This window comes from Pseudomonas khavaziana (genome assembly GCF_036704165.1).
Lineage (GTDB): Bacteria > Pseudomonadota > Gammaproteobacteria > Pseudomonadales > Pseudomonadaceae > Aquipseudomonas > Aquipseudomonas khavaziana.
Genome location: NZ_CP129946.1, coordinates 6,007,535 through 6,021,272, shown reverse-complemented (window position 1 = coordinate 6,021,272; position 13,738 = coordinate 6,007,535). Strand labels below are relative to the sequence as shown.

Annotated in this window: 11 protein-coding genes; 9 read left to right on the top strand and 2 right to left on the bottom strand. The window is 59.6% G+C overall.

Going from position 1 to position 13,738, the window contains the following annotated elements:
• The first annotated feature begins 267 nt into the window (after positions 1-267).
• Together gbcB and QYQ93_RS26930 are read left to right on the top strand one after the other, a co-directional pair.
• Positions 268-1,368, top strand: a complete 1,101-nt coding sequence (gene gbcB, locus QYQ93_RS26935) for a glycine-betaine demethylase subunit GbcB (RefSeq protein ID WP_043046144.1) — start codon at positions 268-270, stop codon at positions 1,366-1,368.
• A 159-nt stretch (positions 1,369-1,527) separates the two neighbouring features.
• Positions 1,528-3,342 (top strand): flavin monoamine oxidase family protein, encoded by a 1,815-nt coding sequence (locus QYQ93_RS26930; RefSeq protein WP_338475869.1) that lies wholly within the window; start codon positions 1,528-1,530, stop codon positions 3,340-3,342.
• 90 nt (positions 3,343-3,432) lie between these two features.
• Here the strand turns inward: QYQ93_RS26930 and QYQ93_RS26925 are convergent, their stop codons facing one another.
• Positions 3,433-3,633, bottom strand: coding sequence for a hypothetical protein (locus tag QYQ93_RS26925; RefSeq protein WP_338475868.1), 201 nt, complete (start codon positions 3,631-3,633; stop codon positions 3,433-3,435).
• A 183-nt stretch (positions 3,634-3,816) separates the two neighbouring features.
• A complete protein-coding gene (locus QYQ93_RS26920) occupies positions 3,817-4,857 on the bottom strand; it encodes a threonine aldolase family protein (RefSeq protein WP_043046138.1) in 1,041 nt (346 codons plus the stop codon).
• A 90-nt stretch (positions 4,858-4,947) separates the two neighbouring features.
• Here QYQ93_RS26920 and QYQ93_RS26915 point away from each other — a divergent pair, with 90 nt between their 5' ends.
• The 7 genes from QYQ93_RS26915 (at position 4,948) to purU (ending at position 13,579) form a co-directional block, all read left to right on the top strand.
• The gene (locus QYQ93_RS26915; protein WP_338475867.1) at positions 4,948-5,676 is read left to right on the top strand and encodes a TraX family protein; all 729 of its coding nucleotides are present in this window, start codon (positions 4,948-4,950) and stop codon (positions 5,674-5,676) included.
• A gap of 237 nt (positions 5,677-5,913) precedes the next feature.
• Entirely contained in the window at positions 5,914-7,167 is a 1,254-nt protein-coding gene (glyA, locus tag QYQ93_RS26910; protein ID WP_043046135.1) for a serine hydroxymethyltransferase, read from the top strand.
• 22 nt (positions 7,168-7,189) lie between these two features.
• On the top strand, positions 7,190-8,440 hold the full coding sequence (locus QYQ93_RS26905) for a sarcosine oxidase subunit beta (protein WP_010207084.1): 1,251 nt from the start codon (positions 7,190-7,192) through the stop codon (positions 8,438-8,440).
• Positions 8,441-8,596: 156 nt separating this feature from the next.
• A complete protein-coding gene (locus tag QYQ93_RS26900; RefSeq protein WP_338475866.1) occupies positions 8,597-8,899 on the top strand; it encodes a sarcosine oxidase subunit delta in 303 nt (100 codons plus the stop codon).
• On the top strand, positions 8,896-11,913 hold the full coding sequence (locus tag QYQ93_RS26895; protein WP_217880923.1) for a sarcosine oxidase subunit alpha: 3,018 nt from the start codon (positions 8,896-8,898) through the stop codon (positions 11,911-11,913). Before QYQ93_RS26900 ends, QYQ93_RS26895 begins: the two co-directional genes overlap by 4 nt.
• Before the next feature lie 52 nt (positions 11,914-11,965).
• Positions 11,966-12,595 carry a sarcosine oxidase subunit gamma gene (locus QYQ93_RS26890; protein WP_338475864.1) on the top strand — a complete coding sequence of 210 codons (630 nt, stop codon included), beginning with the start codon at positions 11,966-11,968 and terminating at the stop codon, positions 12,593-12,595.
• Positions 12,596-12,721: 126 nt separating this feature from the next.
• On the top strand, positions 12,722-13,579 hold the full coding sequence (purU, locus tag QYQ93_RS26885; protein WP_005792124.1) for a formyltetrahydrofolate deformylase: 858 nt from the start codon (positions 12,722-12,724) through the stop codon (positions 13,577-13,579).
• Positions 13,580-13,738 lie beyond the last annotated feature (159 nt).

The window sequence follows — 13,738 nt, the reverse complement described above, 5'->3', positions numbered from 1 at the left end:
TGGCCATTCTGTGTGGCCGGGATAAGTGGCTACGGTTGTTGCGTTGCAAGGCGTAAAGAAAGCGTCTTTGTTGGGAGCGAGTGTGGGCCCGGCGTTGCGTCGAACCTTATCCATGGGCGACATGGCCCAATCTGATCCCGACGCGCAACCCCCGGTAGTTGGGGGCTGGTCGCCGTAAGTATGTGAATGTCGCAGATAGGTAAATGGGTGGCCCCGGCGTTACGCAGAATCGCCACCATAAGGCCGACGTCGGCGGTGGAGAACAACATGTCTAGCAATTTCCTGAATCCGGTAACCACCCAGACCTGGGCCAATGGTCGACACATCGTCCGTTGCGTCAAAGTCATCCAGGAAACCTGGGACGTGCGCACCTTCTGCTTCATGGCTGACCAGCCGATCCTGTTCTTTTTCAAGCCCGGGCAATTCGTTACCCTGGAGCTGGAAATCGAAGGCCAGCCGATCATGCGCTCGTACACGATTTCCAGTTCGCCCTCGGTGCCCTACAGCTTTTCGGTGACCATCAAGCGCGTACCGGGCGGCAAGGTCTCCAACTGGCTGCACGACACGCTGCATGAAGGGCAGGAGCTGGCGGTGCACGGCCCGGTGGGGCTGTTCAATGCCATCGACTTTCCCAGCCCGAAAGTGCTGTACCTCAGCGGCGGCGTCGGTATCACCCCAGTCATGTCCATGGCTCGTTGGTTCTACGACACCAACGCGAATGTCGACATGACCTTTGTTCACAGCGCCCGCTCGCCCAAGGACATCATCTACCACCGCGAACTGGAGCACATGGCGTCGCGGATCGACAACTTCAGCCTGCACCTGATCTGCGAGAAGCATGGATTGGGCGAACCGTGGGCCGGTTATCGTGGTTACCTGAACCACAAGATGCTGGAACTGATGGTGCCGGATTTCCTCGAGCGCGAAGTGTTCTGCTGCGGCCCGACGCCCTACATGAGCGCGGTGAAGCGCCTGCTCGAAGCCGCTGGTTTCGATATGGCGCGCTATCACGAAGAGTCCTTTGGCGCGACACCACCGGAGGCGCGGGCTGATGCGGTGGAACAGGCCGAACAAGCGGCTGATGCGCCGGAGATCGACTTGGCGGACCTGCACCAGGTGGAGTTCATTGCCTCCGGCAAGAGCATCCGTGTGGCACCAGGCGAAACGGTGCACGCCGCGGCCGCCAAGCTCGGCCTGCTGATCCCCAAAGCCTGTGGCATGGGTATCTGTGGGACATGCAAGGTGATGAAGCTGGGCGGCGAGGTGGAGATGGAGCACAACGGCGGGATTACCGAGGAAGACGAAGCCGAAGGCTACATCCTGTCGTGCTGCAGTGTGCCGAAGGGGGATGTGCGGATTGAGTTCTGACGGTCAATGCGCACCCACGGCGTAAGCTCGCGTTTTTCGCTTCTTGATGATGTAGAGGTTTTCCTTGTGAGCAGCTACGCTTTGGAATGAACGCGTCGTTGTCGCCCTTCGTTATAAGGTAGTAGGTGGACGTCCCTTGGCACACTAGGAGCTTCCACTATGTCGGCGATTCCCGCACGTACTCGGGGGGCGGCGCGTTTATTGGTCAATGACGTCAACGCGCTTGCCCCTGACTTCCCTTTTCACTACGGCCGTTTCCTCCGTCACGGTGCTAGTACTGGTGCGCCGTTGTGGAACATTTCCAGCGCAGCGGTTGGTCGCCACGTGTTGATTGTGGGGGCGGGAGTCGCCGGTATGGTGGCAGCTTATGAGGCTATGCGCATAGGTTTGCATCCGGTGGTGGTGGAGGCTGGTGACCGCATTGGCGGGCGGTTCTATTCCCATGTGGCGGGTGACCGCCAAAATCCCGCTAACAGCGTGATATGCGAGTTGGGCGCGATGCGCTTCCCGATTTCGGGCAAGGCGTTGATGCACTATTTCGACAAAGTTGGTATGACGCCCAACTCGACTGACTTTCCCAGTGCGGGCTCGCCTGTAACCCCCAGCACCTTGGTCGACTATAAACAGCAGCAGGTCTATTACGAAGGCAACGATCTGCCCGCCGAATATGCCGCCATCCAGCAGAAATTCGGTGGCTTTCTGCATCAGGATCCAATCAAGTTTGCGGAAATGGAAACGGCAATGGCCGAGGAGACCCTTGATCAAGCGAAGATCAAGACGCTATGGAATGCGATCCTGGACGCCGGATGGGACAATCTCAGTTTTTTTGCAGCCATGGTGGAGCAAGCCGGCTGGAGCCGTGAAGAGCTTGAGCAATTCGGCCTGGTCGGCTTCGGTACCGGCGGGTGGAACTCTGGCTTTTCAGCCAGCTTTCTTGAGGTACTGCGGGTGCTGTACACCGGCCTGGATACCAACCATAGGTTGATGTACGACGGTGCCAGCGAGTTACCTTTGCGGTTATGGTCGCGCAGCCCAACGGTCTGGGGCGATACGATGGTTCACTGGCCCGCGGGCACCACTGTCGAGGGCCTGAGCACTCGGATTATTCCCCAGGTGTTCAACCAGGAGGTGCGACATATCATAAGGCGGGCTGATGGCCAGTTCGATGTCTGGATTTTTGATCACGTCCAGGGAAGCAGCCGCTCATACCTGTTTCCCGCGGTGGTCTATACGCCTCACAAACGGATACTGGACAAGTTCCGTTACATGGACGGCGCCACTCGCCTTGATCAGATGAATGACCTTCTCTCTCCCCAGGAGTGGGAAGCGGTGATGTATACCCATTACATGCGCTCGACGAAGGTTTTTGCGCAAACCAGACGGCCTTTTTGGACCGAGGTCTGTGCAGACGGGCAATACCGCATGAGTGTGACGGTCTCGGACCGACTCTCCCGCGGCACGTACTTGCTGGACTATGCCCCCAGCCAAGGCGCATATAGGGGCAGCGGGGTGTATCTGACTTACACTTGGAATGAAGACAGCATGAAGTTCCTAGGGGATCGCCAATTACCTTTGCCGTCCCATGTGCAGTTATGCACAAGCTTGCTGGATTCGCTTTATGCGCCCCATCAGTTAGACCTTGCAGCAGAGTTTGGAATGGTTGATCCCTTTGTCGAAATCAATTGGGAAGAACAACCGTTTTTTCTCGGCGCCTTCAAAATCAACCTGCCGGGGCAGTATGAGTATCAGCGCCTGTTGTTTTCTCAGTTTATGAAGGGTGTGTTCAGCCATAACCTCGATGGTTTTATTCTCGCTGGAGATGATGTGTCGTTTACCGGAGGGTGGGCCGAAGGTGCGGTGACGACTGCTCTGAATGCTGTTCATAAGCTGGCGCTGATCGCGGGTGGGGGGGCAGCGCTTGAAAACCCTGGCCCCATCGATGAGTGGAACAAGCTCCAGCCCAAGACGTTATGAGCGGGTCGTGATGATGCGGTCTTGAACCGAGTCATTCCAGTTCCGCGCCGCAGGTCATGAGCCTCCGGCACGGTCCTTAGGCGTTGAGGGTTATTGAGCGTAGATATGAACCACGAAATGTTGGCCTGATGCTGTCAATTCATAGACCTTGTCGTAGATCCTCAACGTCCTGGACGGCTCGCGGATAGTGTCCCCGACCTTTGCGTGCGTCCTGAACTCATCCCAATCAATCACCGTGGTACTGGCAGTGTCGTCGCTTTTAAGGATGCTGGTATTGCTTTGATATTCCATGGTTTGGCTCTCTGCTGGATTTCCGTTTCCGGCCGATTTCTCAGCTGGCAGTTGTTCCCGAAAGGTGGCCTCTGCAGCGGCATCTTCTTGCGGGTAACCAGAGGCTAGTCAACAAAATTCAAACGCGCTGCTGTCAGAAATATCAAAAAACAATCTCAGCTTTCCGCCATTATCCCTCACGGTTTACGCACCCATCACTATCCGAATATCCGCAGCCAATTCTCTTACACGCTCTTCCTCGGTATCCCACGCGCACATGAACCGCGCGCCACCTTTGCCGATGAAGGTGTAGAAGCGCCAGCCCTTGGCCGTCAACGCCGCAATGGCCGGCTCCGAGAGTTGCAGGAACACGCCATTGGCTTGTACCGGGAACATCAGTTCCACACCGGGGATGTCCGATACCAGGCTGCTCAGCAGTTGCGCGCAGTGGTTGGCATGGCGTGCATGCTTGAGCCAGGCATCGTTTTCCAGCAGACCCACCCATGGGGCCGACAGAAAGCGCATTTTCGATGCCAGCTGGCCAGCCTGCTTGCAGCGGTAGTCGAAGTCTTCAGCCAGCTTGTGGTTGAAGAACAGGATGGCTTCACCCACTGCCATGCCGTTTTTGGTCCCGCCAAAGCACAGCACGTCTACACCGGCTTTCCAGGTCAGGTCAGCTGGTGAGCAACCGAGGAATGCACAGGCGTTGGCGAACCGCGCGCCGTCCATATGCAGGTTCAGGCCCAGCTCCTTGCAGGTGACGCTGATAGCGCGGATTTCCTCAGGGGTGTAGACGCTGCCGACTTCGGTGGCCTGGGTCAGGGTGACCACACGCGGCTTGGGGTAGTGGATGTCCTGGCGCTTGAGGGCAATCTCGCGGATTGAATCCGGGGTCAGCTTGCCGTTTTCAGTGCGAGCGACGAGCAGCTTGGAGCCGTTGGAGAAAAACTCCGGCGCGCCGCATTCGTCGGTTTCGACGTGGGCAGTTTCCGAGCAAATCACGCTATGGTAGCTCTGGCACAGCGAGGACAGTGCCAGGGAGTTGGCTGCCGTACCGTTGAAGGCGAAGAACACTTCGCAGTCGGTCTCGAACAGTTTGCGAAAACCATCGGCGGCTCGGTGGGTCCATTCATCATCGCCGTAGGCGCGTTGATGGCCGTGGTTGGCTTGTTCCATGGCGGCCCAGGCTTCCGGGCAAATGCCGGAATAGTTGTCACTGGCGAATTGTTGGCTCTTGTCGGTCATGGCCCATTCCTGTGGTCGATGTTGGTGCGCACTTTAACCAAGATTGTGAGGAAGGCGCACGCCCTGTAAATGCAAAGTCACTGGGGAATTATGCACGGTACTCTAACGGCTCCTGTAGGACGCGTCCGCGATGGCGCATTGGACTTGCTCAAGTGGCTAGCGCTGCTGAGCATGGTGCTGGACCACCTGCGCTACGTCGGGTTAAGCCTGGATGGCCTGTATGTGCCGGGGCGCCTGGCGTTCCCGTGGTTTTGCCTGGCGATTGCGGCCAATGTGCATCGGCTCCGGAACGCTCCGGTGACCGGTCATTGGCGCTACTTGGGTTGGTTGCTGCTGTTTAGCGTGATCAGCGAAGTGCCGTATCGAATGTTTATCGATGATGCCGATACATTGAATGTGTTGCCGACCCTGGCGCTGGGCCTGTTGGTTGCCCGAGGTTGGCAGCAGAAGACGTTGGTTGATCGAGGATTGGCGCTGATCGCCGTTACAACGGCGGCGGTATGTTCAACTCAGTTGATGTTCGGTTTCTTTGGTGTATTGCTGCCATTGGCGATGCTGTTGGTGTTCCGTCGTCCTTGGTATTTGAGCGTGTTGCCGGGTTTGGTCTGTGTGGCGGCCAACCAATGGCAAATCTTGCTCAATAGCGGCACGCCTGTGGCGCTCTTGGGATTAGGCGCGTGCCTGATCGCGCCATTGGCGGGCTTGGTCTTATTGCGACACGCCCGCAGTGCCTCACCGCCAGCAATGCGCCGTTGGGCCTACACCCTTTATCCGCTGCACTTCCTGCTGTTGCTACTCGTCCGTCAGATCATCGCCTAACCCCTATGGGAGGGGGCTTGCCCCCGATAACGGTGGGTCAGCCAGCATCTATGCGAGCTGGTCCAAAGCCATCGGGGGCAAGCCCCCTCCCACATTTGTTCGGTGTTGTTCCAATCAATGTCGTAAACGCACCTTTGCGTGGCGTGCGCAGGCATTTGGCCTGTCTGCGCCAGCCCTACCATCGCATCAAAGGGCCCTGCACGGGCCTCAACAATACGAAAGGCTGGGAGAGACGCGATGTTCAGCAAACAAGACCAGATCCAGGGATATGACGACGCACTGCTGGCGGCGATGAATGCCGAGGAGCAGCGCCAGGAAGATCATATCGAGCTGATCGCGTCGGAGAACTACACCAGCAAGCGCGTGATGGAAGCTCAAGGCAGCGGCCTCACCAACAAATACGCCGAAGGCTATCCGGGCAAGCGCTACTACGGTGGCTGCGAGCATGTGGATAAGGTCGAAGCCCTGGCCATCGAACGCGCCAAGCAGCTGTTCGGCGCCGATTACGCCAACGTGCAGCCGCACTCCGGTTCCTCCGCCAACAGCGCGGTGTACCTTGCGTTGATCAACGCCGGCGACACCATCCTGGGCATGAGCCTGGCCCACGGCGGCCACCTGACCCACGGCGCCAAAGTGTCGTCCTCGGGCAAGCTGTACAACGCGGTGCAATACGGCATCAACACCGACACTGGCTTGATCGACTACGATGAAGTCGAGCGTCTGGCGGTGGAGCATAAGCCGAAGATGGTCGTGGCAGGTTTTTCTGCCTACTCCAAGACCCTGGATTTCCCACGCTTTCGTCAGATCGCCGACAAAGTAGGCGCGCTGCTGTTCGTCGACATGGCTCACGTCGCCGGCCTGGTTGCCGCTGGCCTGTACCCGAACCCGCTGCCTTACGCCGACGTGGTCACAACCACCACCCACAAGACCTTGCGCGGTCCACGGGGCGGCTTGATCCTGGCCAAGGCCAACGAAGCCATTGAAAAGAAACTCAACGCCGCGGTGTTCCCTGGCGCCCAGGGTGGCCCGCTGATGCACGTGATCGCCGGCAAGGCCGTGTGTTTCAAGGAAGCGCTGGAGCCTGGCTTCAAGGCTTACCAGCAGCAAGTGATCGATAACGCCCAGGCCATGGCCGAAGTGTTCATCAAGCGTGGCTACGATGTGGTCTCCGGCGGCACCGACAACCACCTGTTCCTGGTCAGCCTGATCCGCCAGGGCCTCACCGGCAAAGAGGCAGATGCCGCCCTCGGCCGCGCCCACATCACTGTCAACAAGAACGCCGTGCCGAATGACCCGCAGTCGCCGTTCGTGACCTCGGGCCTGCGTATCGGTACCCCAGCGGTAACCACGCGCGGTTTCAAAGTGCCGCAGTGCGTCGAGCTGGCTGGCTGGATCTGCGACATCCTCGACAACCTCGGCGACGCCGATGTCGAGGCCAACGTGGCCAAGCACGTGTCTGCCCTGTGCGCTGATTTCCCGGTTTATCGCTGAGCGCGGTTTTGGAGTAATGACTATGCAACGCTACTCAGGCTTCGGCCTCTTCAAGCACTCCCTCAGCCATCACGAAAACTGGCAGAAGATGTGGCGCACGCCGACCCCTAAAAAGGTCTACGACGTGGTTATCGTCGGCGGCGGCGGGCATGGTCTGGCGACCGCCTACTACCTGGCCAAGGAGCACGGCATCACCAACGTGGCCGTGGTCGAGAAGGGCTGGCTCGGTGGTGGTAACACTGCGCGCAACACCACCATCGTGCGTTCCAACTACCTGTGGGACGAGTCGGCGCATTTGTATGAGCATGCGATGAAGCTCTGGGAAGGCCTTTCCCAGGACCTGAACTACAACGTGATGTTCTCCCAGCGCGGCGTCTACAACCTGTGCCACACCCTGCAAGACATCCGTGATTCCGAGCGTCGCGTCAGCGCCAACCGCCTCAACGGCGTGGATGGCGAGTTGCTGAATGCCAAGCAGGTAGCGGATGAAATTCCGTACCTGGATTGCTCGAAAAATACCCGCTACCCCGTCTTGGGCGCCACTGTGCAACGACGCGGCGGCGTAGCCCGTCACGATGCTGTGGCCTGGGGCTTTGCCCGCGCTGCTGACGCCTTGGGCGTGGACCTGATCCAGCAGACCGAAGTGATCGGGTTCCGCAAGGAAAACGGCGTGTGCATCGGTGTGGAAACCAACAAGGGCTTTATCGGCGCCAAGCGCGTCGGTGTGGTCACTGCCGGTAACTCCGGGCACATGGCCTCGCTGGCGGGCTTCCGCCTGCCGATCGAATCCCACCCGCTGCAAGCCCTGGTGTCGGAGCCGATCAAGCCGATTATCGACAGCGTGATCATGTCCAACGCCGTGCACGGTTATATCAGCCAGTCCGACAAGGGCGACCTGGTGATCGGCGCCGGTATCGACGGCTACAACGGCTACGGCCAACGCGGCTCGTACCCGGTGATCGAGCACACCATCCAGGCCATCGTCGAGATGTTCCCGGTGCTGTCGCGGGTGCGCATGAACCGCCAGTGGGGCGGCATCGTCGACACCACGCCGGACGCCTGCCCGATCATTTCCAAGACCCCGGTACCGAACATGTTCTTCAACTGCGGTTGGGGCACCGGTGGCTTCAAGGCCACCCCAGGCTCAGGCAACGTATTTGCCGCCAGCCTGGCCAAGGGTGAAATGCACCCATTGGCCGCGCCTTTCTCCATCGACCGTTTCCACAACGGTGCGTTGATCGATGAACATGGCGCCGCAGCCGTCGCCCACTAACAAAGCGCCATGAAAACTACTGCGCTCGGCAATACTGCGTTAAAAACAGGCTCGAAATGCTCACTTAGTAAACTAAGCTCCGCTTTCTCCCCTGTTTTTGCCTTGTCTTGCCTTCGCTCGCTACGTTTTCACGGCGCTTGAGAGGAGAAATTCCCTATGTTGCATATCTTCTGTCCTCACTGTGGCGAACTGCGCTCCGAAGAGGAATTCCACGCGTCCGGCCAAGCGCATATCCCGCGTCCGCTGGACCCGAACGCCTGCACCGATGAAGAGTGGGGCGACTACATGTTCTTCCGCGACAACCCCCGTGGCCTGCACCACGAGCTGTGGATCCATGCCGCCGGTTGCCGCCAGTATTTCAACGCTACCCGCGACACCGTCACCTACGAAATTCTTGAAACCTACAAGATTGGCGAAAGACCCCAGTTCACCGCCAAGGCTTCTGGAGAGAAGGTATGAGCCAGATCAATCGCCTGTCCAACGGTGGCCGCATCGACCGCAATAAGGTCCTGACTTTCAGCTTCAACGGCCAGACTTACAAAGGCTTTGAAGGCGATACCCTGGCCGCCGCGTTGCTGGCCAACGGCGTCGACATCATCGGTCGCAGCTTCAAGTATTCGCGCCCACGGGGCATCTTCGCTGCCGGCGCCGAAGAGCCGAACGCAGTGCTGCAGATCGGCGCCACCGAAGCCACCCAGATTCCCAACGTGCGTGCTACCCAGCAGGCGCTGTACCAGGGGTTGGTCGCCACCAGCACCAACGGCTGGCCGAGCGTCAACAACGACATGATGGGGATTCTCGGCAAGGTCGGCGGCAAGCTGATGCCGCCGGGTTTTTACTACAAAACTTTCATGTACCCGCAATCGTTCTGGATGACCTACGAGAAGTACATCCGTAAGGCCGCCGGTCTTGGCCGCTCGCCGACCGAGAATGATCCGGACACCTACGACAACTTCAACCATCACTGCGATGTGCTGGTAGTGGGCGCAGGCCCTGCCGGTCTCGCTGCTGCACTGGCGGCCGCTCGCAGCGGTGCGCGGGTGATCATCGCCGATGAGCAGGAAGAGTTCGGTGGTTCGCTGCTCGACTCTCGCGAAAGCCTCGACGGCAAGCCGGCCACCGAATGGGTTGCCAGCGTGATCGCTGAACTCAAAGCCCTGCCGGACGTGGTGCTGCTGCCCCGCGCGACCGTCAATGGTTACCACGACCATAACTTCCTGACCATTCACGAGCGCCTCACTGATCACCTCGGTGACCGTGCGCCGATTGGGGTGGTGCGCCAGCGCATCCACCGCGTACGTGCCAAGCGCGTGGTGCTGGCGACGGGTGCGTGCGAGCGTCCATTGGTGTACGGCAACAACGACGTGCCGGGCAATATGCTCGCTGGTGCGGTTTCTACCTACGTGCGTCGCTATGGCGTGGCACCGGGTAAAAAGCTGGTGCTGTCGACCAACAATGACCATGCCTACCGCGTAGCGCTGGACTGGTTCGATGCCGGTCTGCAAGTGGTGGCCGTGGCCGATGCGCGCCACAACCCCCGCGGCGCCCTGGTTGAAGAAGCCCGCGCCAAAGGCATTCGCATCCTCACCGGCAGCGCCGTGATCGAAGCCCGTGGCAGCAAGCATGTGACCGGTGTGCGCGTCGCCGCCATCGATGTCAAAGCGCATAAGGTCACCAGCCCCGGCGAATGGCTGGACTGCGACCTGGTGGCCAGTTCCGGCGGCTACAGCCCGGTGGTTCACTTGGCCTCGCACCTGGGCGGCAAGCCGACCTGGCGCGAAGACATCCTCGGTTTCGTACCGGGTGAAGCACCACAGAAACGCGTATGCGTCGGCGGCATCAACGGCGTCTATGGGCTTGGCGATTCCCTGGCCGATGGTTTTGAAGGCGGCGTGCGCGCCGCCAGCGAAGCCGGTTTTGCCCCGGTGGAAGGTACGCTGCCAAAGGCCTTGAGCCGCCTGGAAGAACCGACCCTGGCGCTGTTCCAGGTGCCCCACGAGAAAGCTACCGCACGGGCGCCAAAGCAATTTGTCGACCTGCAAAATGACGTCACCGCTGCTGCCATCGAACTGGCCACGCGCGAAGGTTTCGAGTCGGTGGAACACGTCAAGCGCTACACCGCACTGGGCTTTGGCACTGACCAGGGCAAGCTGGGTAACGTCAACGGCCTGGCGATTGCCGCACGCTCGCTGAACGTGACCATCCCGCAGATGGGTACCACCATGTTCCGTCCCAACTACACGCCTGTGACCTTTGGTGCGATAGCGGGACGTCACTGTGGGCACATCTTCGAACCGGTGCGCTACACCGCCTTGCACGCCTGGCATGTGAAGAATGGCGCTGAATTTGAAGACGTCGGCCAGTGGAAACGCCCCTGGTATTTCCCGCGCAACGGTGAAGACTTGCATGCCGCGGTGAAACGCGAATGCCTGGCGGTGCGCGACAGCGTCGGCCTGCTGGATGCCTCCACCCTCGGCAAGATCGATATTCAGGGCCCGGATGCCCGCGAGTTCCTCAACCGCATCTACAGCAATGCCTGGACCAAGCTCGACGTGGGCAAGGCGCGCTACGGCCTGATGTGCAAGGAAGACGGCATGGTCTTCGACGACGGCGTCACTGCCTGTCTGGCCGACAACCACTTCCTGATGACCACCACCACCGGTGGCGCGGCGCGCGTTCTCCAGTGGCTGGAAATCTACCAACAGACCGAATGGCCGGACCTTAAGGTGTACTTCACCTCGGTCACCGACCACTGGGCGACCATGACGTTGTCAGGCCCCAACAGCCGCAAGTTGCTGAGTGAGGTCACCGACATCGACCTGGACAAGGACGGCTTCCCGTTCATGACCTGGAAGGAAGGCCTGGTTGGCGGCGTACCGGCGCGGGTATTCCGTATTTCGTTTACCGGTGAGCTGTCGTACGAAGTCAACGTGCAGGCCGACTACGCCATGGGCGTGCTGGAACAGATCGTCGAGGCCGGCAAGAAGTACAACCTGACCCCGTACGGCACCGAGACCATGCACGTATTGCGTGCCGAGAAGGGCTTCATCATCGTTGGGCAGGACACCGACGGCTCGATGACCCCGGACGACCTGAACATGGGCTGGTGCGTGGGCCGCACCAAACCGTTCTCGTGGATCGGCTGGCGTGGCATGAATCGCGAAGACTGCGTGCGTGAAGAGCGCAAGCAACTGGTGGGCTTGAAGCCGATTGACCCTAACGTGTGGCTGCCGGAAGGCGCGCAGTTGGTGTTCGATCCGAAGCAGACGATCCCGATGAAGATGGTCGGCCATGTCACTTCAAGCTATGCGCACAACTCCCTGGGTTATTCGTTCGCCATGGGTGTGGTGAAGGGCGGCTTGAAGCGCATCGGCGAGCGGGTGTTCTCACCGCAGGCCGATGGCAGCGTGATTGAGGCGGAGATTGTGTCTTCGGTGTTCTTCGATCCGAAAGGAGATCGCCAGAACATCTGATAGACCGCGTCGCGGCCATCGGCCTCACAACAGAATTCAGGAAAGGTGCTTTATGACAGCAGCCAACGTTTACCAACAACGCCCCACCACCAGCGCCAAGGCCGAGTCGTCGCTGCATCATGCCGACCTCGCCAGCCTGGTTGGCAAGGGCCGCAAGAACGCCGGCGTGACCGTGCGCGAAAAAAAGCTTCTCGGCCACCTGACCATCCGCGGCGATGGCCATGATGCTGCCTTCGCCGCTGGCGTACACAAGGCCGTCGGCATTGAGCTTCCCGGCCCGCTGAGCGTGGTCGTCAAAGGCGAAACCAGCCTGCAATGGCTCGGCCCGGATGAGTGGTTGCTGATCGTGCCAGGCGGTGAAGAATTCGCCGCCGAACAGAACCTGCGCGCCGCCCTGGGTGAGCTGCATATCCAGGTCGTCAATGTCAGCGGCGGCCAGCAGCTCCTTGAGCTCAGCGGCCCCAACGTGCGCGACGTGCTGATGAAGTCCACCAGCTACGACGTACATCCCAACAACTTCCCGGTGGGCAAGGCAGTGGGCACGGTGTTCGCCAAGTCGCAACTGGTGATCCGCCATACCGCTGAAGACACCTGGGAGCTGGTGATCCGTCGCAGCTTCTCGGATTACTGGTGGTTGTGGTTGCAGGATGCCTCGGCCGAATTCGGCCTGAGCGTCCAATGATCTCTGTAGGAGCGAGCTTGCTCGCGAAGAACTCAAAGGCGCCGCGTTCATTCAGGATGGGCACGTTATCGTTAACGTTTTTCGCGAGCAAGCTCGCTCCTACAGTAGTTTGAGGAGTTACCCGCTATGAGCCGCGCACCCGATACATGGATTTTGACCGCCGACTGCCCCAGCGTGCTCGGCACGGTGGACGCGGTCACCCGCTATTTGTTCGAGCAGGGCTGCTATGTCACTGAACACCATTCGTTCGATGACCGCCTCTCCGGCCGGTTTTTCATTCGTGTGGAATTCCGTCAGCCTGATGGTTTCGACGAGCAGGCGTTTCGCGACGGCCTGGCGACACGTGGTGAAGCCTTCGGCATGATTTTCGAGCTGACCGCGCCGAACTACCGGCCGAAAGTAGTGATCATGGTCTCCAAGGCCGATCACTGCCTCAACGACCTGCTCTATCGCCAGCGCATCGGGCAACTGTCGATGGACGTGGTTGCGGTGGTCTCCAACCATCCCGATCTCAAGCCGTTGGCCGACTGGCACCAGATTCCCTACTACCATTTTCCGCTGGACCCCAACGACAAACCGTCCCAGGAGCGCCAGGTGTGGCAGGTGGTGGAAGACACCGGCGCCGAGCTGGTCATCCTTGCGCGCTACATGCAGGTGCTGTCGCCGGAACTGTGCCGCAAGCTGGATGGCAAGGCCATCAATATCCATCACTCGTTGCTGCCGGGTTTCAAGGGCGCCAAGCCCTATCACCAGGCCTATAACAAGGGCGTGAAGCTGGTGGGCGCGACGGCGCATTACATCAACAACGATCTGGATGAGGGCCCGATCATCGCCCAGGGGGTGGAGGTGGTGGACCATAGCCACTATCCCGAGGACTTGATTGCCAAGGGGCGGGATATCGAAGGGCTGACCTTGGCCCGGGCAGTTGGCTATCACATTGAGCGGCGAGTATTTTTGAACGCCAATCGGACGGTGGTGCTCTGACTGGCGCCATCGGGAGCAAGCCCCCTCCCACAGGAGAATGCATTTGTGGGAGGGGGCTTGCCCCCGATGAGGTCCTCACAAACAACGCAAGAACAGCATCTGTACCCGAGCACTTAAACGCGCTGCCCATCCAAAGGTGCAACGCAGTTCCACAAAAAC